General features: G+C 33.8%; 20 protein-coding genes. 14 read left to right on the forward strand and 6 right to left on the reverse strand.

Features of this window, described 5'->3' with window-relative positions:
• Positions 1–122: 122 nt before the first annotated feature.
• The gene (locus tag AAEO57_RS05075; RefSeq protein ID WP_341690157.1) at positions 123–1,274 is read right to left on the reverse strand and encodes a formimidoylglutamase; all 1,152 of its coding nucleotides are present in this window, start codon (positions 1,272–1,274) and stop codon (positions 123–125) included.
• Positions 1,275–1,282: 8 nt separating this feature from the next.
• Positions 1,283–3,799, reverse strand: a complete 2,517-nt coding sequence (gene topA / locus AAEO57_RS05080; RefSeq protein ID WP_341690159.1) for a type I DNA topoisomerase — start codon at positions 3,797–3,799, stop codon at positions 1,283–1,285.
• Between the two features lie 523 nt (positions 3,800–4,322).
• On the opposite strand from topA, the gene miaB reads away from it, so the two are divergent.
• The 8 genes from miaB to groL all read left to right on the forward strand — a co-directional run bounded on the left by miaB (position 4,323) and on the right by groL (position 11,937).
• Positions 4,323–5,768 carry a tRNA (N6-isopentenyl adenosine(37)-C2)-methylthiotransferase MiaB gene (miaB, locus tag AAEO57_RS05085; protein ID WP_341690161.1) on the forward strand — a complete coding sequence of 482 codons (1,446 nt, stop codon included), beginning with the start codon at positions 4,323–4,325 and terminating at the stop codon, positions 5,766–5,768.
• A gap of 43 nt (positions 5,769–5,811) precedes the next feature.
• Complete coding sequence (locus AAEO57_RS05090) at positions 5,812–6,201, forward strand: GxxExxY protein (RefSeq protein WP_341690163.1); 390 nt, start codon at positions 5,812–5,814, stop codon at positions 6,199–6,201.
• Positions 6,202–6,390: 189 nt separating this feature from the next.
• Positions 6,391–7,650 carry a sigma-54 interaction domain-containing protein gene (locus AAEO57_RS05095; RefSeq protein ID WP_341690166.1) on the forward strand — a complete coding sequence of 420 codons (1,260 nt, stop codon included), beginning with the start codon at positions 6,391–6,393 and terminating at the stop codon, positions 7,648–7,650.
• Between the two features lie 81 nt (positions 7,651–7,731).
• Complete coding sequence (locus AAEO57_RS05100; protein WP_341690168.1) at positions 7,732–8,235, forward strand: LptE family protein; 504 nt, start codon at positions 7,732–7,734, stop codon at positions 8,233–8,235.
• Between the two features lie 62 nt (positions 8,236–8,297).
• On the forward strand, positions 8,298–9,455 hold the full coding sequence (locus AAEO57_RS05105; protein ID WP_341690170.1) for a tetratricopeptide repeat protein: 1,158 nt from the start codon (positions 8,298–8,300) through the stop codon (positions 9,453–9,455).
• Positions 9,456–9,458: 3 nt separating this feature from the next.
• Positions 9,459–9,806: a preprotein translocase subunit SecG gene (gene secG, locus AAEO57_RS05110; RefSeq protein ID WP_341690172.1), complete on the forward strand. Its 348-nt coding sequence runs from the start codon at positions 9,459–9,461 to the stop codon at positions 9,804–9,806.
• Positions 9,807–9,947: 141 nt separating this feature from the next.
• A complete protein-coding gene (locus AAEO57_RS05115) occupies positions 9,948–10,223 on the forward strand; it encodes a co-chaperone GroES (RefSeq protein ID WP_008467105.1) in 276 nt (91 codons plus the stop codon).
• Between the two features lie 82 nt (positions 10,224–10,305).
• A complete protein-coding gene (groL, locus tag AAEO57_RS05120; protein WP_341690183.1) occupies positions 10,306–11,937 on the forward strand; it encodes a chaperonin GroEL in 1,632 nt (543 codons plus the stop codon).
• Between the two features lie 105 nt (positions 11,938–12,042).
• Here the strand turns inward: groL and AAEO57_RS05125 are convergent, their stop codons facing one another.
• The 3 genes from AAEO57_RS05125 to AAEO57_RS05135 all read right to left on the reverse strand — a co-directional run bounded on the left by AAEO57_RS05125 (position 12,043) and on the right by AAEO57_RS05135 (position 14,936).
• Complete coding sequence (locus tag AAEO57_RS05125; RefSeq protein WP_341690185.1) at positions 12,043–13,572, reverse strand: SulP family inorganic anion transporter; 1,530 nt, start codon at positions 13,570–13,572, stop codon at positions 12,043–12,045.
• A gap of 129 nt (positions 13,573–13,701) precedes the next feature.
• Complete coding sequence (locus tag AAEO57_RS05130) at positions 13,702–13,914, reverse strand: hypothetical protein (RefSeq protein WP_341690187.1); 213 nt, start codon at positions 13,912–13,914, stop codon at positions 13,702–13,704.
• Positions 13,915–13,943: 29 nt separating this feature from the next.
• Entirely contained in the window at positions 13,944–14,936 is a 993-nt protein-coding gene (locus tag AAEO57_RS05135) for a hypothetical protein (RefSeq protein WP_341690190.1), read from the reverse strand.
• A gap of 173 nt (positions 14,937–15,109) precedes the next feature.
• Between AAEO57_RS05135 and AAEO57_RS05140 the strand changes: the two genes are divergently transcribed.
• The 6 genes from AAEO57_RS05140 (at position 15,110) to AAEO57_RS05165 (ending at position 20,886) form a co-directional block, all read left to right on the forward strand.
• Positions 15,110–16,105 (forward strand): sensor histidine kinase, encoded by a 996-nt coding sequence (locus AAEO57_RS05140; protein ID WP_341690192.1) that lies wholly within the window; start codon positions 15,110–15,112, stop codon positions 16,103–16,105.
• Positions 16,078–16,788: a LytR/AlgR family response regulator transcription factor gene (locus AAEO57_RS05145; protein ID WP_341690194.1), complete on the forward strand. Its 711-nt coding sequence runs from the start codon at positions 16,078–16,080 to the stop codon at positions 16,786–16,788. Before AAEO57_RS05140 ends, AAEO57_RS05145 begins: the two co-directional genes overlap by 28 nt.
• Positions 16,789–17,022: 234 nt before the next feature.
• Positions 17,023–17,400 carry a hypothetical protein gene (locus tag AAEO57_RS05150; RefSeq protein ID WP_341690196.1) on the forward strand — a complete coding sequence of 126 codons (378 nt, stop codon included), beginning with the start codon at positions 17,023–17,025 and terminating at the stop codon, positions 17,398–17,400.
• 1 nt (position 17,401) lies between these two features.
• Positions 17,402–18,622 carry a hypothetical protein gene (locus AAEO57_RS05155; RefSeq protein ID WP_341690198.1) on the forward strand — a complete coding sequence of 407 codons (1,221 nt, stop codon included), beginning with the start codon at positions 17,402–17,404 and terminating at the stop codon, positions 18,620–18,622.
• Between the two features lie 222 nt (positions 18,623–18,844).
• A complete protein-coding gene (locus AAEO57_RS05160) occupies positions 18,845–19,477 on the forward strand; it encodes a hypothetical protein (RefSeq protein WP_341690200.1) in 633 nt (210 codons plus the stop codon).
• Between the two features lie 173 nt (positions 19,478–19,650).
• Complete coding sequence (locus AAEO57_RS05165) at positions 19,651–20,886, forward strand: DUF3754 domain-containing protein (protein ID WP_341690202.1); 1,236 nt, start codon at positions 19,651–19,653, stop codon at positions 20,884–20,886.
• A 639-nt stretch (positions 20,887–21,525) separates the two neighbouring features.
• On the opposite strand, the gene AAEO57_RS05170 is transcribed toward AAEO57_RS05165, so the two are convergent.
• Complete coding sequence (locus tag AAEO57_RS05170) at positions 21,526–22,071, reverse strand: DUF4494 domain-containing protein (RefSeq protein WP_341690204.1); 546 nt, start codon at positions 22,069–22,071, stop codon at positions 21,526–21,528.
• Positions 22,072–22,118 lie beyond the last annotated feature (47 nt).

Below are 22,118 nucleotides of genomic sequence, written 5' to 3' on the forward strand. Positions count from 1 at the left end.
TTATCAGTAAAAGTAACAGAAAAAGTCGGTGTAAAACGTTAAATTTTATCTTTAAAACCTCAATTCCTATTAATATCTTCAAAAAATCAAAAAACAATTAAAACAACCAGACAAACTACAACCTATAAAGCGTTTTTACGCTGCGCTTTCCACCATCTTTCAGGAAGCTCCTGATTACAGGCACATAAATACTCTTCATACGAACAAGGTAACAACGTATTTCTTTTTAATTTATTGTTTCCATTAGACAAAAAAGGAATTTCAATCCACCAACGGTCTGTTTTGTCACTTTTATAAAATACAAGTTCTTCATCTTCTAACGGAACAATATATTTTAAGTAATTAGTTCTGCTTCCAAACGGATATTCCTTAGAACGATAATGATAACCTTCTACAAAATACCAAATTATCTGCGCAATCATAGCCGCTTCTGAAACAGTACTATTATGATTAAATATTCCAAAAGAAGAAACTTTATCACTAATTCCTGCATATCTGGACAGAGCACAAATTTCTTTTCCGTTGAAACCATTTGGCTCAAAAGAAACAGTATTTCCTGATGCTGATGATTTAACCGCATTCAAATCAACACTAACCAAATCAGCATCCCTGAAAACAGGTTCTGCTAAAGCTATATTATTTGAAATCTCGCCTAATCTATAAGCATCGAAAAACAATTTTTCTATTAAGTCAATTTCTTCTTGCGAATTATAATATGTCTGATAACCTATATTACAATAATTAAAAAGATTATTTGGTTCATCAATAATAATTTTTGTCAGGTAAGAATTAGCCGTAACCAGTTCATTTTCTTTGCCAAAATCAAATTTATTATCGACAGCAACCAAATTTACCATTTGCTCTAAGTCATCGTAAGCACGATACAAAGCATAAGTCAAATCCTGAGAACCTCCCAGGACTATCGGAATGACTTTGTTTTTTATCAGTTCAGAGCTTATTTTTTTTAAAGCATAGTACGTATCTTCTACAGATTCCCCTGCCAAAACATCCCCTAAATCAGCAATCGAAGCGTCCCAATTACCCGGAAACATACTATACAGCTTTTTTCGAATTGCGGTCAGATTAACCTCATTCACCATATTAATGTTTCGTCTGTCTTCCAAAACACCAATAACAGCAATATTAATTTTACTTATATCAGGAAATTGATCATGGGTATGCAATACAATTTTACTACCCAATTCCTGAGAAGACAAGGAATTGATAAAATTTACAACTCCATCATTAACTGGTACTAAAAAATCAAATTCCATTTATTAGATTATTTCTTTTTAGCAGCTGCTTTTTTTGCCGGAGCTTTCTTTGCTGTTGCTGTTTTTTTAGCAGCAGTTTTCTTTGCTGGTGTTTTTGCCGCTATCATTTCCTGAACATTAGCCAGTGTCAATTTTGAAGCATCGACATCTTTACTTAATTCAATTTTGATTTTCCCTTTCAGAATCACAGAACGTCCCCAACGGGCTTTTTCTACCACAATTCCTTCTTCTTCCCAATTATGAATGACCTTATCTATATTCTTTTGAAGTTTATCTTCAATTAACTCTTCAACATCTGCCTGAGATAAATTATCAAAATTGTATTTTTTACTGACATTTACAAAAAGTCCATTCCATTTAATAAAAGGACCAAAACGCCCCACTCCTTTTTGAACCGCTTCTCCTTTGTAAACTGCAATTGGCGCATCAGCAAGTGCTTTTTCGTCAATTAATTCCTGAGCTCTTTCTTTAGAAACATTAAGCGGATCTTCGCCTCTTGGCAATGATATAAAAACACTTCCGTGACGCACATAAGGACCATAACGTCCATTATTCACTTCCACTTCTTCCCCTTTATATTCACCCAAACTTTTAGGAAGCAAGAATAAATTCAGCGCTTCTTCAAGTGTAATATTTCCTATATTTTGGTCAGCCATTAAGCTGGCGAATTTTTTATCTTCATCATCTGCTTCTCCAATCTGAGCCATTGGTCCAAATTTTCCTAAGCGAACAGAAACTTGTCTTCCATCAGCATCTTTTCCTAAAATTCTCTCACCGCTTTCGCGTTCAGCGTTGGCTTCAACTTCTTTTACATTTGGATGAAACTGATTGTAGAAATCCTGCATCATCTTTGCCCAGTCAATATTTCCTTCGGCAATTTCATCGAAATCCTGTTCTACTTTTGCAGTAAAATTGTAATCTAAAATATTTCCAAAATTCTTTACTAAGAAATCCGTAACAATTGTTCCGATATCTGTTGGAACTAATTTTCCTTTATCTGAACCTGTATTTTCTTTCAACACTTTCTCATCCACTTTACTGTTTTGCAAAGTAAGCTGTGTATAATTACGCTCGTGACCTTCAAGAGTTCCTTTTTCAACGTAATTTCTATTGATAATTGTAGAAATTGTTGGTGCATAAGTCGAAGGACGGCCAATTCCAAGTTCTTCAAGTTTTTTTACTAAAGACGCCTCAGTGTAGCGCGCAGGTGGTCTCGAATACCTTTCGGTTGCAGTAATATAATTATTAGCTAATTTTTCGTTTACTTTAAGCGCCGGAAGCATTCCTTCTTGTTCTTCTTCATCGTCATCATGACCTTCCAGATACACTTTTAAGAACCCTTCAAAAAGTAAAACCTCACCAGAAGCTGTAAAAATTTCGCTGTGATTATCGGCTTCAATTTTTACGTTTGTTCTTTCCAATTGTGCGTCGCTCATTTGCGAAGCCAATGTTCTTTTCCAGATCAAATCGTATAAACGAGCCTGGTCACGGTCGATATTTACTGTATGGCGAGACATATCTGTCGGACGAATAGCTTCGTGCGCTTCTTGTGCTCCTTTATTTTTATTAGCAAAAACTCTCGGTTTAGAGAATTCTTTTCCGTACGATTTGATGATTTCTGCCTCAGCAGCGTCCATTGCTTCTTTTGAAAGATTTACCGAATCCGTTCTCATATAAGTAATAAGTCCGGCTTCGTATAAACGCTGTGCTAATTGCATTGTGATTCCAACTGGCAAATACAATTTTCTTGCTGCTTCCTGCTGCAAAGTAGACGTTGTAAATGGTGCTGTTGGAGATTTTTTGGTAGGTTTAGTTTCTAAATCAGCTACCTTATATTTAGAACCGATATTCTGATTTAAGAAATCTTCGGCTTCTTTTTTTGTATTGAAATTTTTTGGCAGTTTTGCTTTAAAAGCTTTTCCTGCTTCGTTTACAAATTCTGCAACTACTGAATATGTTGCAACTGCGTTAAAATTTTGAATTTCGCGTTCTCTTTCCACAATCAAACGCACAGAAACAGATTGTACACGACCAGCTGAAAGTCCTCCTTTGATTTTTCTCCACAAAACCGGGGATAATTCGTATCCTACTAAACGATCCAGAACACGACGTGCTTGTTGCGCATTTACGAGGTTATAATCTATTTCTCTTGGATTATCGATCGCTTTGAGAATCGCTGATTTTGTAATCTCATGAAAAACAATTCGTTTGGTTTTTTTTGTATCTAGCTTCAGTTCTTCCGCCAAGTGCCATGAAATAGCCTCTCCCTCGCGGTCCTCATCGCTCGCTAACCAAACCGTTTCGGCATTTTTAGATAGTGTTTTTAGTTTGCTTACCAAGGCTTTTTTATCTGGAGAAACTTCGTATTTAGGTTTAAACCCATTTTCTACATCTACTCCTATTTCCTTGGAAGGCAAGTCGGCTATGTGTCCATAACTCGACTCCACCTGAAAATCGCTACCGAGAAATTTCTCGATTGTTTTCGCCTTTGCAGGTGACTCCACTATTACTAAATTCTTTGCCATAGTCTGTTTTTCTGCAACAAAAGTAGAAGTTTTTTTTAAATATCTACCTTACGAATGCATTTTTGAGGTATTTTGATATTATGATTCTAAAAAATGAAGATTTATCTATAAACAGATTGATTATATATATAGGTATAACTTTTAATGATTTCTGACCGAGAAATGTGCTTTTTGAAACCGAATGCCATAGCCCGGATTACTTCACTATACTTTTATTTTAATTGGAGTTCAGTGAATTTCATTTGAAGTGTAAAGCCCGGAGTTAAAAAAGAAAAAGTTTCCTGTTTTAAAAAAGCGACCAGCGGAAGTTCTTTTTAAAACATTAGAAACTTTGCTTTTTTAATGAGGACTTGAAACGGAAAGCCGGAAGTAGCTCCTCATAATTAAAATACGATTTATAAAAATGTAAAATGTATCTGTAAAACAATGTTAAGAAACGACTCTGAAAACATTGTTAATTCTTTATCTGACATCTTGTCATATTGATAGTATTTACGCTATCTTTGCACTTTGAATTTTTACAATGGAAAAGATTATTGAAGAAAGTAAGCAGGGCGAAAGTCTTGTTTTGGAAAATAAACCTGAGAATACTAAAAAACTATTTATAGAAAGTTACGGCTGTGCGATGAATTTTTCGGACAGTGAAGTTGTAGCTTCGATTTTATCTGACGGTGGATACAATACAACTTCTATTTTAGAAGAAGCCGATTTGGTTTTGGTAAATACTTGTTCGATTCGGGACAAAGCGGAACAAACAATTCGTAAACGTCTTGAAAAATATAATGCTGTAAAACGCACCAATCCAAAAATGAAAGTGGGTGTTTTGGGCTGCATGGCGGAACGTTTGAAAAGTCAGTTTTTGGAGGAAGAAAAAATTGTTGACTTAGTTGTTGGTCCAGATGCTTATAAAGATCTTCCAAATTTATTAGCAGAAGTTGAAGAAGGACGTGATGCCATTAATGTAATTTTATCAAAAGAAGAAACTTACGGAGATATTTCGCCTGTTCGTTTAATGAGTAACGGAATCACAGCTTTGGTTTCTATCACTCGCGGATGCGATAATATGTGTACGTTTTGCGTTGTACCTTTTACTCGTGGCCGTGAAAGAAGCCGTGAACCTCAAAGTATTATGGCTGAAATTCAGGATTTATGGAACAAAGGTTTTAAAGAAATTACACTTTTGGGACAAAATGTGGATAGTTACCTTTGGTACGGCGGCGGACTGAAAAAAGATTTCGTAAACGCTTCTGAAATGCAAAAAGCGACTGCGGTCGATTTTGATCAATTGCTTGAAATGGTTGCAGTTGGTTTTCCAAAAATGCGTATTCGTTTTTCGACTTCAAATCCGCAGGATATGCACGAAAGTATTTTGCATGTTATCGCAAAATATCCAAATATCTGTAAACATATTCACTTGCCGGTTCAGTCTGGAAGTAACCGAATTTTAAAAGAAATGAATCGTCTGCATTCTCGCGAAGAATATATGGCTTTGATTGATAAAATTAGAGCGATTGTTCCAGATGCTTCGATTTCGCAAGATATGATTGCCGGTTTCCCAACAGAAACGGAAGAAGATCACCAAGATACTTTAAGTCTAATGGAATACGTAAAATACAATTTCGGTTATATGTATTCGTATTCTGAACGTCCTGGAACTTTGGCTGGAAGAAAAATGAAAGACGATGTTGCCGAAGAAACAAAAGCGAGAAGATTACAAGAAATTGTCGATTTACAGCAAAAACACGCTTGGTTTAGAAGTGAAGAATTTGTTGGAAAAATAGTTGAAGTTTTAGTCGAAAAAGTTTCTAAGAAATCAAAAGACGAATTTTCTGGAAGAAACTCACAAAGTATCACAGTGGTTTTTCCAAAAGAAAATTATAAAATTGGAGATTTCGTAAACGTAAAAATCACAAGCTGTACTAGTGGAACTTTGAAAGGTGAAGCAGTGGGCTATTCTCAAATGAATTAGTTTTTTAACCGCAAATTTCACAAATTTTCGCAAATTATTTTTCATGATTGACACTAACGAATATTACTACAAGAAAGATCAAAATTATCATATTGTAGGCATATGTATGGAAGTACATAGATTATTAGGACCTGGATTACTTGAAATTGTATATAGAGACGCGTTGGAAATCGAATTTAAAAATAACAACATTCCGTATCATCGAGAAAAGGAATTTGCAATAGAATACAAAGGAGTTATTTTACCTCATAAATTTTATGCCGATTTTATAGTTTATGAAGATATAATATTAGAAGTAAAATCAGTTAAGGAAATTAGCAATGATCATCTTGCTCAAACATTAAATTACATGAAACTTGCAGATACTCCAGTTGGAATAATTGTAAACTTTCAAAACAAATCATTAGTACACAAAAGATTGATAAATTCATAAACAGAATTTGCGCTAATTTGTGTAATTTGTGGTTAATTTAATAAGATCCATTTCTAAAGGTTTTTTTTTAAATCTGAGTTAATGTGCATTAATGTGTGGTAAAAGATAAAAAAATATAAGCCCAAAGTTTAAAGGTCAAAGTATAAAACCTGAAACCTGAAACAAACAAAAACTTGAAACAAAAACTACATGGAAACAGTTCAGGCAATAAAACAACGATTTGAGATTATTGGTAATGATCCGAAATTAAATCGTGCTATCGAAAAAGCCATTCAGGTTGCTCCAACTGATATTTCGGTTATGGTAACTGGGGAAAGTGGTGTTGGTAAAGAAAACATTCCGAGAATTATACATTCGCTTTCGCACAGAAAGCATGGTAAATATATTGCCGTAAACTGCGGTGCAATTCCGGAAGGAACTATTGACAGTGAACTTTTTGGTCACGAAAAAGGTGCTTTTACAGGCGCAACAAGTACTCGTGAAGGTTATTTTGAAGTGGCTGATGGCGGAACAATATTTCTTGATGAAGTTGGAGAATTACCATTAACAACTCAGGTAAGATTACTTCGTGTTTTGGAAAATGGGGAGTTTATTAAAGTAGGTTCCTCTCAGGTTCAAAAAACAAATGTTCGTATCGTTGCCGCAACAAACGTGAACTTATTTAATGCTATTGAAAAAGGGAAGTTCCGTGAAGATTTGTACTATCGTTTAAGCACAGTTGAAATCACACTTCCGCCTTTGCGAGAAAGAAACGATGACATTCATTTATTGTTCAGAAAATTTGTGGCCGATTTTGCTCATAAATACAAAATGCCTCCTTTAAGACTTGATGATGATGCAGTACAGCTTTTACAAAAATTCAGATGGAGCGGAAATATTCGTCAATTGCGAAATGTGGCTGAACAAATTTCTGTTTTAGAAACCAATCGGGATATTAACGCAGCAACCTTGCAATCATACCTGCCGGCAGAAGGAAGCAGTCTTCCTTCAGTAATTAATGACAGTAAAAAAGAGAGCGATTTTAGTACCGAAAGAGACATTTTGTATAAAGTCCTTTTTGATATGAAAAGCGATTTGAATGACTTAAAAAAACTTACCCTTGAATTGATGAAAAACGGTTCATCAAAAGTACAGGACATCAATCCGAATTTAATTCAGAAAATATACGGCAATCAGCAGAATGACAGTGAAATTGATTTTGAAGAAGAACCAAGAACCGCTGTAATGACAACACCTGCAGTTCGAGAAGAAAACTATCAGATACCGGATGACAATTATCTTTTTGCAGAAACTATCGAAGAAGAAGAGGTTTTGCGTTTAGAACAAAAAGAAATCGAAATGATCAAAAAATCATTAGAAAAAAACAAAGGAAAACGCAAGGCCGCAGCTGACGAGCTCGGTATTTCAGAAAGGACTTTATACCGCAAAATCAAGCAATTCGATTTATAAAAATAATTAAATTACAATTTTAAAAATCCAAATCCCAATTGACTATATTTGGCCAAAATTGGAATTTTAGGACTAAATATTATGAAAAAAATATATTCATTTTTCGCTCTTATCAGTCTTTTTATGCTGAGTGGCTGTGGAGTTTACAATTTCACAGGAGCTTCTCCTATTGAAGGTAAAACATTTCAGGTAAACTTTTTTCAGAATAATGCCGATTTGATTGAACCCGGAATCGATAGAGAATTTACATTGGCATTGCAGGATTTAATCATGAACCAGACCAATTTAAACCTGGTTAGTTCTAATGGCGATTTGCTTTATGAAGGTGAAATAATAGATTACCATATTTCTCCAATGACAGCAACTGCAGATCAGCAGGCAGCCCAAAACCGTTTAACAATTCGTGTAAATGTCCGTTTTTCAAACAGAAAGAAAGAAACAGATGATTTTGAAAAAACATACGAATTTTATTATGATTATCCAGCGCAGTCACAACTTGTCGGAAGTGTTTTAAACGAGGCGATTAAAACTATTTTTGAAAGAATTACGCAGGACATCTTTAATGATTCGTTGGCTAAATGGTAATTTTTTGTTTTATGAATCAAACAAACTATTTTTAGACGCATAAAAAAGAAAAGTAACAATTGATGAACGTAACTAATTATATATACCTCATAAATAACCCTGATACTATTACAGAAAAACAAACAGAAGCATTGTCAAGTGTTCTGAATGAATTTCCATACTTTCAAAGTGCCAGGGCATTGCGTTTAAAAGGACTTTACATTCAAAACAGTTTTAAGTATAATTATGCTTTAAAAGTTACTGCTGCTCATACAACAGACCGTTCCGTTTTGTTTGACTTTATCACTTCAGAAACATTCACCTCTATTCAGGCCGAATATTACAACAAAAAACTCAATGCTTTACTAAATATGACGGTTTTTGACAGTGAAATTGTTTTAGCTGAAGAAAAGAAAAAGACTGCAGAAATTCGTATTGATCCCATTGAACGCTCCATTTTGGATTCTATAAAAGAAGCTACATCAGTAAGTTTTGAAGAACCTGAAAAAATTGTAGAAAAAACCGATGAACCCGTTATTGAGCAAGCAATATTTTCATCTGTAAAAGAGGATATACCTGAAACAGCTTCAATCATTGAAGCAACTCCAGTTATCGAAGTCGCTCCTATCGTTAAACCTACCCTTACTTTTTTTGATGAAATTGTAGAAGACGAAGATGAAATCGAGTCACCGGCTGATATCGTTACTCCATTATCAAAAGAAACCATATCAGTAATTTTGGAGGAACCTCAAAAAACTGAAGAAGCGAAAGAAACCGAAATTCCTGAACCGGTCCAAGAAGCAATAAATGAAATTCCGGAGACTAAAAAACTTCCGGATTTTTCAATGAATGAGAAACACTCTTTTCAGGAATGGCTTGAATTATCAAAAACAGAACCTATTGACAGATCTCCGGAACATATAGCAGAAATCGAAAAAGTCGAAGAAGAAAAAAAGAAAAAAGCAGAAATAATCGATAAATTCATTGAAACCAACCCGAAAATTTCACCAATAAAACAAACCACAATAAGTCCGGCAGTACAACTTGACATTAATAATGAAAACAATCCTTACTTAATGACAGAGACATTAGCAAGGGTTTATCTGGAACAAAAGAAATACACAAAGGCGATTCAGGCATATGAAATATTAATTTTGAAATATCCAGAAAAAATTACTTTCTTTGCAGACCGCATATCGGAAATAAAGATTTTACAACAAAATAACAATAACAATAATTAAGTAATGAGCACATTTTCAATTTTTTTAGTTTTAATCACAATAGTTTGTTTTCTATTGATCGTCGTTATCATGGTACAAAACCCTAAAGGAGGTGGATTGTCTTCTACTATCAGTGGAACACAAATGTTAGGCGGGGTGCAAAAAACAACAGACTTTTTAGACAAAAGCACCTGGACACTAGCCACTATTTTGATAGTATTGATCTTGCTTTCGAGTTTAAGTTTTACAGGATCCTTAAGCGATACTGAATCTAAAATTATTGAAAAAACTGAGGCTGCACCAGTGAACACTCCTGCGCCTGCTGCGCCTGCACAACAAACACCTGCTCCGGCAACACCAGCAGCCAAATAATAATTTTGAAACAAATACAAAATGCCAGCCTGTCAAAGCTGGCATTTTTTTTAGGAAAAAATGTCAGTTTTATGAGCGTGGCACAATTTCTGAAACCCAATTGAACATTAAAATAAAGTTTAACTATAATAATATAAAATCATGGCCTTAAACATTAAACCGCTTTCAGATCGCGTACTTATTGAGCCTGTTGCTGCTGAAACCAAAACTGCCTCAGGTATTTTTATTCCGGATACTGCTAAAGAGAAACCTCAAAAAGGAACTGTAGTTGCAGTAGGAAACGGAACTAAAGATCATACTATGACAGTAAAAGTTGGTGACACTGTTCTTTACGGAAAATATGCAGGAACAGAATTAAAATTGGAAGGAACTGATTATTTGATCATGCGCGAAGATGATATTCTTGCTATAATCTAAAAACCAATATTTATTAAGTACTCAGGATTAAAATTAAGACTAAAGTAACTTGAAACAAATAAAACTTTAAACAAAAATTAAAATGGCAAAAGATATAAAATTTGATATTGAAGCACGTGACGGATTAAAACGTGGTGTTGATGCATTAGCAAATGCTGTAAAAGTAACTCTTGGACCTAAAGGTCGTAACGTAATTATCGGAAAATCATTTGGTGGACCGACTGTTACTAAAGATGGTGTTTCTGTTGCAAAAGAAATCGAATTAAAAGACGCATTAGAAAATATGGGTGCGCAAATGGTAAAAGAAGTAGCTTCTAAAACTAATGATTTAGCGGGAGACGGAACTACAACTGCTACAGTTTTAGCTCAGGCTATCGTAAAAGAAGGTTTGAAAAACGTTGCTGCCGGAGCAAACCCAATGGACTTGAAACGCGGTATCGACAAAGCTGTTGAAACTATCGTAGCAGACTTAGCAAAACAAGCTAAAGTGGTTGGAAGTGATTCTGACAAAATCCAACAAATTGCTTCTATCTCTGCTAACAATGACGAAGTAATTGGTGAATTAATCGCTACAGCTTTCGCTAAAGTTGGAAAAGAAGGTGTTATTACTGTTGAAGAAGCTAAAGGAACTGATACTTTCGTAGACGTTGTTGAAGGAATGCAGTTTGACAGAGGATATCTTTCTCCTTACTTTGTAACAAATCCGGAAAAAATGGAAGTAGAATTAGACTCTCCTTACATTTTATTATACGACAAAAAAGTATCTTCTTTAAAAGAATTACTTCCGGTTTTAGAGCCAGTTGCGCAATCAGGAAAACCATTATTGATTATCGCTGAAGATGTTGACGGAGAAGCTCTTTCTACTTTAGTTGTAAACAAATTAAGAGGTGCTCTTAAAATTGCTGCTGTAAAAGCTCCAGGTTTTGGAGACAGAAGAAAAGCAATGTTAGAAGATATCGCAATCTTAACTGGCGGAACTGTAATTTCTGAAGAAAGAGGTTATACCCTTGAAAATACAACTATCGAAATGTTAGGGAACGCAAAAAGAGTTTCTATCGATAAAGACAATACAACTATCGTAAGCGGTGCTGGTGAAGCTGATATCATCAAAAACAGAGTAAACCAAATTAAAGGTCAGATGGAAACTACTACATCTGATTACGATAAAGAAAAATTACAAGAGCGTTTGGCTAAATTAGCTGGTGGTGTTGCTGTTCTTTATGTTGGTGCAGCTTCTGAGGTTGAAATGAAAGAGAAAAAAGACAGAGTAGATGACGCTTTACACGCAACTCGCGCTGCTGTAGAAGAAGGAATCGTTGCCGGAGGTGGTGTAGCTTTATTAAGAGCTAAACTTGCTTTAGCAGGCTTAAAAGCAGACAACGCTGACGAGGCAACTGGAATCCAGATTGTTTCTCGCGCTGTTGAAGCTCCATTAAGAACTATTGTTGAAAACGCTGGTCTTGAAGGCTCTGTTGTTGTGGCTAAAGTTTCTGAAGGTTCAGGTGATTTTGGATACAATGCAAAAACTGACGAGTATGTTGACATGCTAAAAGCTGGAATTATCGATCCTAAAAAAGTAACTCGTGTTGCATTAGAAAACGCTGCATCTGTTTCTGGAATGATCTTAACTACAGAATGTGCATTAATTGATATTAAAGAAGAAAATGCCGGAGGCGGAATGCCAATGGGCGGCGGAATGCCAGGAATGATGTAATCGTTTCTTAATTTTTTCACAACTTAAAACGCCAGATAGAAATTTCTATCTGGCGTTTTTTTATAGATCTCAATTACCTCAGCCTTTTTTTGACAATAATCCGAATTAAGAAACAACTTTGTATCCCGGATCTTCAATTACGTCTACCTTAATAACTGCATCGGCATTTTTTAGCAGTTGTCTACAATCTGAACTTAAATGCTGTAATTCTATAATTTTATTTTCCTGATTGTATTTTTTGGTCAGATTATTCAAAGCTTCAATTGCAGACATATCAGAAACACGGCTTTCTTTAAAATCTATAATAACATGATTTGGATCGTTCTGAATATCAAATTTTTCTAAAAAAGCACTAACTGAACCAAAAAATAAAGGGCCGTAAATTTCGTAATGTTTTATTCCGCTTTCGTCAATATAATGTCTTGCACGAATTCTTTTGGCACTTTCCCAGGCAAAAACCAAAGCCGATATAACGACTCCAATTAAAACTGCTAACGCAAGATTATGAAGCAAAATCGTAATTACTGCCACCAAAATTCCAACAAAAATATCGTGTTTAGGCATTTTGTTAATAATCCTGAAACTAGCCCATTCAAAAGTAGTAATGGCAACCATCATCATTACTCCCACTAAAGCCGCCATTGGCAGTTTTCCAATTACCGGCGCTCCAAAAAGAATAATCATTAAAATAGTCAAAGCACCAATTATTCCGGACAATCTGGCTCTTGAACCTGCACCAAGATTTACTAACGTTTGTGCAATCATCGGGCATCCTCCCATTCCGTAGAAAAAACCGTTTAAAATGTTTGAGCTTCCCTGTGCTATACATTCTCTGTTACTATTTCCTCTTGTTCCGGTAATTTCATCAACCAAATTCAGTGTAAGCAAGCCTTCCGTTAAACCGACTGCTGCCACAATTACAGAGTACGGGAAAATTATTTTTAAAGTCTCAAAAGAAAATGGAATATCCGGAACATGAAACGGAGGAAATCCGCCCTGAACAGAAGCAATGTCTTCTACCGTTTTGGTTTCGATATTAAAAACAATTACCAACGCAAAAACTACCATAATGGCAACTAAAGAAGCCGGAACTGCTTTGGTGATCTTCGGAAAAATTAAAACAATCGCAATGGTCAAAGCAACCAAACCCAACATAATATACAAAGGAGTTCCCTGAAGCCAGGAAACCTGACCATTAACAATAGTTTTAAACTGTTCCAGCTGCGACATAAAAATCACCACTGCCAATCCGTTTACAAAACCAAACATAACAGGCTGCGGCACCAATCGAATAAACTTCCCGAGTTTAAAAAGTCCGATGCAGATCTGGAAAACACCGCCAAGCGCAACGGCAGCAAAAACATATTCTATTCCGTGAGATTTCATCAAAGCGATTAAAACAATCACAGTTGCTCCTGCTCCGCCCGAAATCATTCCGGGTCTGCCTCCAAAAATAGCTGTAACTAATCCCGCAATGAAAGCCGCATACAAACCAACTAAAGGCGGGAATCCAGCCAAAATAGCAAATGATAACGATTCAGGAATCATAGTCATAGCAACCGTTAAACCTGCTAAAATTTCATTTTTGTAGTTGACTTTTTGGCTAAAATCGAAGAGTTGAAATGCTTTTTTCATAGGCACAAATTTAGAAAAAATAATGTGCATAAAATCGACTGAACCTTTCTCTGCAAAAAAGAAACTTTTCTGCTTATAACTGTTCCAACAACAGCATTATACAAGAAAAAATAAAACTGACCATATTTTTTATTCTAACGGAACACAAACGTATCCCAGATGGTTAACATATTCTATAATATTTTCGGGTCTAAGTTCATCACCTTCAACCCTTAATATTTTATCGCAGTCTTCTAAATCAAAATTGATTTTATAAGAAGGAAACTGAGTCTGAATAAAATTCATAACATGATTTTTATCTGCTTCTTGCTGAACATTTGTTTTAAAAACTTCAACTACCATAATCATTAATTTAAGTTCTAATGTGGGAACTAGCGTTTTTTATTGAAAAGATTATATGAGATTCCAAATCTAAAATACCCCTGAGTATCTTCTTTTTGGCTATAAACATATCGATTCGTCCTTTCCCCTTTTTCGGTAATTCGGGTGGTCAACACATGATTAACCCCACCTTTTACAAATGCATTTATTTTGGGTGAAAAACTATATTCATAGGTGATTCCGGTTTTTAGCTCTAACTGATTAAGTTCATAAACACCTTTTAAGTTGGCTGCATCTAAATTGAGATAAAAGTTTTCCGAATTTAATTCTGTTCCAAAAGAAATCCTGCCGTCTTCCAGCAATTCTCTTCTAAACAAAATTCGCTGTGGCAGAATAAAATCCATATCCCACTTTGAATTTTTAAACTTATGATTCATAGAAAAAAGCGGTGTCAGAGGAATTATCGATGACGGATCTAATAATACCAAAGCTCCGGCAGTAATGGTTGTAGAAGGGGTTCTTTTAAGCACAAAAACTACCGAAACAAAACCTTTTAAACGCTGAAAATCATCTTCGTTTCCATCAACGGTTGCAGTTGCATTATAAATAACCGGTTTATGAAAAAGCGAAGACATATAAGTTGCACTTACAGCTCCGGCCCAATATTGGGCATTCTGATTCTCCCGAGTATAAACCTGGTCTGTATTATAATTGTAAACTTCTCCAAAATCATAACTTTCATATTTATAACGCAATGAAGTCGTCAAAACAAACTTTTTGGATTTTGACGCATAAAAAGGCAAATTAAAAGCGGCTTTAAAACGACTATGATTTTCAATTCTTCCTCGTTCAAATCTATTTCCTAATAATTCCGAATTATAATTTGACGGTCCTAATTGTTCATATTGTATATCAAAAGTTCTGGTACTTGGAAATTTATCAATTATAGCTTTACCAAACGTTTTCATATCAGGTTCTTTTTCCTGAGCTATTGTTTGTAAAGATGTAAATACAACGATCAACGAAATTATTTTTGATTTCATAAACTTGAAAAACTGTTTTTTTATGATGATTAAATCCGAATCAAAAATAACTTAGGTGTCCAGATTTTAATAACAATTTTATACCAGTGGCGTATGTTTTATACGAATGGCGTTTGAATAATTTATCCTTCACAAACAGCTATAAACTATACTATTATATTATTTTTGCCGTTATGACAATCGCAAAAATTTATCAGAACTTTTTTCTACGTAACCTTATCGTAAATACGCTTGTCTATCTGGTTATTCTGGCTTGCGTGTACGATGAAATAAAACTTGATGGTCATTACTGGCCTTATATTCTCAGTAAAATTGCCATTGGCTATTTTCCATGCATTGTCTGGGTCACTTGTTTTAATTTATTTATTATCAAACCTTTTTTATTTCGCAAAAAGTTCAGACTTTTTTCTGCATTACTTATAGTTTACTGGACAGGTTTTTATTATTTCACGGCATGGTTTTTCCCAGAAGTCGGATTAGGAAACTTAAGAACCCTGCAAATATTGTCACTCATTATAAATGGTACTTTTTTCTATTTCGTACACATCTTTATTACCAAAAAAATTACACAGACAGACAAAGACATCATGAATTTTAAGTCGGAACTTTCGTTTTTAAAACAACAACTGAATCCACATTTTTTATTGAACGCCATGAATAATCTTTACGGAGAAGCATTGGCTGAACCGGATAAAGTTCCTGACCGGATATTGAATCTTTCGGATATGCTTCGCTATCAGATTGAAGCCACCAAAAAAGATTATGTTTTAATCGAAGAAGAAATTACTTTCATTAAAAAATATATTGAATATTATACTTTCAGAAATGAAAGACTGACTGTTACTCAAAATATTGAGGGCATTTATGACCAGATCGAAATTCCGCCATTGTTCTTTTTACCATTGGTAGAAAATGCTGTAAAATTCTCTGCTGAAACCGAAAAACCGTTTATTAAACTGGATTTAATAGTAAAATGTCGAAATTTGACTTTTACTTTAAAAAACAGTTATCTGGAATCATCACGACTTACGGGAACCGGAATTGGAATTGAAAATCTAAAAAGACGTTTGGAAGTCTATGGATTAAAACACGATTTGAGCTGTAAAAAAGAAAAAAATATGTTTGTTGTAAAACTAAGTATATGGCAACTACCTACCGCTGTCTCATAATTGATGACGAATCGCCGGCTCACAAAGCATTGATTTCACATATCTCAAAATTTGACGAACTGGAACATTCCGGCAGTGCTTTTAATGGCATGGAAGCCATAAAAATGCTTAACGAAAACGAGTACGATATTATTTTTCTCGATATCAATATGCCTGTCATTTCGGGTGTCGAATTGATGGAATTGCAACCCAACCGTCCGATTACAATTGTAACGACAGCTTATTCTGATTTTGCGCTTTCGGCTTACCAGAATGATGCGATTGATTATCTTCTAAAACCTATTTCGCCTGAAAAATTTGCCAAGGCCATAGAAAAAGCCAAAACTTATTTTTCCGGAAACAGCCTTAAAAAAGAAATCAATACAAACGTAAAAACATTCTCCTATCGTATAAACGGACAAATGACAGACATCCCTCTCGAAGATATTATTTATATCGAAAGTCTTGGTAACTACATGAAACTCTATTGTTCCAAATCAAAATCACCGATTATTATTTACGGCTCGCTTTCTAACATTTCTACAGAAATTGACAATAATAATTTTGTACAAGTGCATCGTTCTTTTATTGTAAATGTGAATAAAATTACTTCAGTTACCTTCAAAACTTTAACTATGTCTAATGGTGAAACGATTCCTGTAGGAAGGAAATATCAGATTTTATTAGATGTTTTTTTGAAGTAATCTTCATCCCAATATACTTGTCAAAACTCTCAACTTAATCAGTTGAGAGTTTTTTTTATTCTTTAGTCACCTGTCTTTTTTATTTTGTAATAAAATCCATAACAATTACTTATTCTTGATTGGAGAATTAGTGCTAATTTTGCTACAGAATCGATTATTGTAAAACATTTAAAATGCCCATATAAAACAAATTAATAGAAAATTCAACTAATCAAACCAAACTCTCCCAAAACTATGAATGAAGAAAGAACCGCACTTGACACGTTATACTTCGTAAACGATTCTAATAAAAAAGTTTCGCTGGAAGTGATAACAGGCGGGCTGGGCCAAACGAGTACTTTTGATGCCAAAATAGATGGCATTTTGGATCTTCAAAAGATCAATGGAAATCTCCCGCAAACAATTATTACAGATAATAGAAGCCTAAAAGGCAAAGTTTTAATCCTTTCCTGTACCATTACTGACACTTCGAGAGATACCAATTATACAGAATTAAGAATACGCTTAAACGGCGGAATTATGTTTCTCGAATATCCTTTATTTGCCAATGTTGAAAAGGAAGGCGATACCGTTAACTATCGTTGTATAATTCGTTTCTTTAATCCTTCATAATATGAAAAAGATATTCTTATTATCAGCCTTTGCTCTATTTTCTATTCATTCATACTCACAGGATAAAGGAATCGATCTTGATGTTTTAAGGGCTCCGTCATCTCCTGCATCCAATTTATTGGGTATTGCAACAACAGATATTGATAAACCTACGGACATTTCTTCTTTTATGGTTTCTGTACAATCGGCAAGCAATTCTTTTACCGCATTTCCTTCTAATTACGGAATCGATCTTTCGCCGTATTATTTATTTTCAAAAGGATCGACTGATTTTACTACAAAAGGTTTACAGGACAAAGATTTTAAAAGTATTTTCAAACAGACATTTGTTATTTCGTTAGCCATTTCAAATCCAGATTCTACTAATACTTCTTTCAATTACAAAAGTACTTATGGCGGTTTAGGATTTAAGTTTTCTATTGCTCGTGGTGAATACGATTCTATTACAAAAGCAAATCTTGATTCGATTATTGTAAGACAGGATAAAATCAATAAACTTTCGATTCAGGCCATGGAAGACTGGCTGAATAATAATGACGAAAACTATAAAGCTTTATTGAAACAAAGAGAGGATTTATTTAAGGGAGTCACTACAGCTGATGAAATAGAAAAAATCAGGCAGAGTGATAAATATAAAAAAATAGAAGCTCAGTTAAGCGATATGCTGACAAACTTTAAAAAATCGGATAAAGAAAAAGAATTACTTGTAGAAATAAACTCCATCGCCTCAACATTTCAGACACAAAGAATTGGTTTTTCATGGGATGTAAATGGTGGTATCAGCAGTGAATTCAGGAATAGGAATTTCGAAAACAGTAAAGTATATAATGCCGGATTCTGGACCAACTTTGGTTATACCAATAAAAAAGGAATCGCTTTTCTTGGACTTATTCGATATTTATATAATCCTGATAAAATTTTGGCTCTCGATAATAATCTCAACACACAAAAAGACATTTCTACATTAGATACCGGAGGCAGAATTGCGTATTCTAAATTACAATCAAAATTTAGCTGTAGTATCGAGGCCATTTACAGAAGTGTGCTTAACGGAAATACAATCGATCCTTCATGGAAAATGATTTTCAATGCCGATTATTCTATTCTTAAAAATCAAAAACTGACTTTTTCATTTGGGAGGGATTTTGATGGAACAATTTCGAAAGATGGAAGCTTAATTGCTGCCTTAACTCTTATTGCTGGGTTTGGGAATAAAAAATAAACTAAAACCTTTCAACAAATATAAACTACAAAACCTTTTGAAAATAAATTTCAAAAGGTTTTGTCATAAAAAAGAGTAACAATATAAATAACCTGTTAATCATTTACACATCCTAAAAAAAAAGAGCCCGTAAAACACAAGTAACAACTGATTTTTATAGATTTGCATAACCCATAAAATACCATAAAAACATTTGGGTAACAATTCCAAAACACAATTATAATGCGATCTATTTCAACATTTTTATTTTCAATCTTTGTTTACTCAAATTCTTTCGCTCAGTTGAGTTCAGACAAAATATTCGAAAGCTTCAAACAGGGAGAACGTACCAACTGTTCCTCGATCGCTTTTATTAAAGCCGCCTTAAATGTTTATGGATTAGACAATCTTTTTATCAGCGAAAAAACAGACGATAGCGCCTATAAAATAACCTTAAAAAACAATGCTTCTTTTAACCTGTCACAAGATGAACTAAATAAAGCTAAATTTTCTGCTGGTTTCGTTTTTATCAAAGCTACTGAAGAGAGTGAAAAAATAAAAAACTACGCAATTCTGACCTATGCCGTTATGGCAAAATACAAACAAATTATTGATAAAGATGAAACTTTCACAAAGGCACTGGACGATTTAGAAGATGGTGAAGTGCATACCCCTACAATTTATAAATATCTGGGATTCGAAAAAGGAAAGCAAATCCAGATATTAAAACGTTCTTCGGGAAGCGAATTCTGTGGAGTTGTAGCATGGTCAAAAGCACATGCGGTTTTTGTCTGTGAAGAGTATATGGACTATTATGGTAATAAAAAAAGTATTTGGCAAAAATATCCTGGACGTTTTAGAATTATTAAGTCATAATTAAGAGTGTGTTTTTTTAATAAACTCATTAAAAAAATTACTTAAAACAGAATCACAAAACTTCTACAATATTTTATAGAAACTTTAATACAAACACCACTCAAAATCAAATTTGGGGTGGTATTTTTGCATTACTCAAAAGGTTTTTAAAATTAAAGTCCCAAAATTTCACTATGACACGAGAACATTATATTCCTTTTAATAAGGAATTTTTACTCGAACAACAGCTTTCCGATTTCGCAGAAGATGCTAAAAAAGTTGATGATTTTAAAAAATTATTTGATATCATTGAGCATTATTACCATTATCAGGCTTTTAACCTGAACCGGGATCTCAAACAAAATTACGCCTTGTTTGATCCTGATTTAAGTGAAAAAGAACGTGAAAGTTTTATCGGCAAAAGTGATTTTTCTGCTTTTAAAGAAGGATTGCAAACTGTTTTGAAACTAGGAAATTACACTCGTATCGATCAGGAAACTTTAGACAAAGCCTTTACCGAATCTGATTTAATTGGCTTAAACCTTTCTATTGATTTTAATGCCTTTAAAGATTATGAATTGTACGTTCGGGGCCATCACAAGGCAAAAGAAAAAATCACTAAATATTTTTTCTGGAAAAAAGAGATAGAAATCGAATATTATGACCGGGTTATGATTTATCTAAATTATAGCGAAGCAGAGTATCTTAAAGAGAAAAATGTCAAATTAGGAAAACTGCCTATTGATCCCGGTTCTATTGGCTTAAAAATCTTTAAACGTGTCCCTAAAAACGATTTGGAAACGATTTTTCCAAATGCAATTCCGAAAATGTCTTTAAAAGACAAAATGTTGCTTTGGGTTCCGGGTATTTTTGGTGGAATTTCTCTTCTAAGCGCCAAAGTAATTCCTGCACTAATCAACATGTACGAAGCTTATAAAACCGATGAAGCCATCGATTTTTTAAACAGCAAAACCTCATTAAATCAGGGATTAATTGCTCTAGGGATTTTGGCAGCTTATTGTTTTCGCCAATACAATAATTTTGTAAACAAAAAAATAAGATATTCTAAAATGCTTTCAGATAGTTTGTATTTTAAGAATCTGGGAAACAATAGTGGCGCATTTTATTCTCTGCTAAATTCTTCTGAAGAAGAAGTTTTGAAAGAAACAATTCTTGCTTATTGTTTTTTAAGCCGAAGTCAAAAAGCATTGAGTCCTGAAGAGCTGGACAATCAAATTGAATCGTGGTTTAAAGTAAAACTAAATACCAGTTTAGATTTTGATGTTCATGATGCTTTGCTAAAATTAAAAAATATAGGCCTTAGTACTGAAACAAATGGAAAATGGGAAGTTATTCCTTTAGACAAGGCTCTCATTCAAATTGATGAATTATGGGACAATATTTTTGGGTATAATCAGAAACAATTGTAATCAAAAACGTAATTCAAAAGACACAAACTACTAAGTTTTGTGTCTTTTTTGTTTTTATTCTCTTCTTGAAAAAGTATACATTAAAAAAATATTTTTTGTCTGCTTTTTTTTAACATCCATAACGAATAGTAGCTCTTTTTAATTAGCTAAAAATCAAAACTGCACGACTTTTATTAAAAATTTTAATCCGCTCTTGAATTCAAAAAAAACCTTAACCCCTAAAAACACTGAAGATTTGAGCGTTTTGCAGTAAAATCTTTCGAATAATAAAAACCAAAGTATTTAACCTGATTATTTTGCAGTTTGTCGATTTTATTTGTAATATTGACCCGTTAAAAAGAATAGAAAAATCAGCATCTTACTTAATTATATTTAAAGAAATTATTCGTTTCAGGCAATACGTAGAAAAATAAACATATTAATAGTTAAAATAATTATTTTTCATCAAATTAATTAACAAGTATTTATTCTTTTTGTTTTAAACCCTAAATTTACTCATAATGACAAAAAAATTATTACTTGGAATATGGATTACTATACTATTTAGCGCTGCACTTATATTCTTTTTAATGAACGAATCCTTTTAAACAAAAAAAGAGAACTGTTTAAGTCCTCTTTTTATAAATTTTAAAAAATCGATTATTCATGTTCAGCTTCAATATAATCATCTGCTGTTTCTCCTGCCGAAACCAGTTCTGATTTTGAACTTTTCAGCGTATTAAATCGTTCCATTTTCTCCAAGTCATCCTCTTCTCCACTGAAATAAGGAAAAACATCCATAATTGGTGATTCTGAGATTGCTGGAATTGTGTAATCTCCCATCGTATTTTTCATTGCGACAACAGTGTTGTCATAAGCCTCTTTGACATCATTCGCCTGAACCAGCAAATACATATTCGTTTTGCGTTCCTTACCGCTTTCTTCATCAAAAGCTATTAAAGATACCTTTGATTTGAACCAGCGGTCAGCATTTTCAAACGGATGGATTTCGGCAAAATTTGCCACTTTTATATTCGTGATTTTAAACTCTTCGCTCACATAAGCAGCCATCTCCTCATTTATTCTCTTCTCTGCTTCTGTATAAGAAATTGCATCTATCAAATAAGGCTCTGTTGTAACTTTTTGCGATCCAATATCATCGGTTTTTCTATATTTTACCTTGCATTCGTACCAAATTGTGCTCATCTCTGTTTTTATTTAAAGGAAGCCAAAGATAGATTTTACCAGAAATA

The organism is Flavobacterium calami (genome assembly GCF_038290035.1).
In the GTDB taxonomy this organism is placed as follows: Bacteria; Bacteroidota; Bacteroidia; order Flavobacteriales; family Flavobacteriaceae; genus Flavobacterium; species Flavobacterium calami.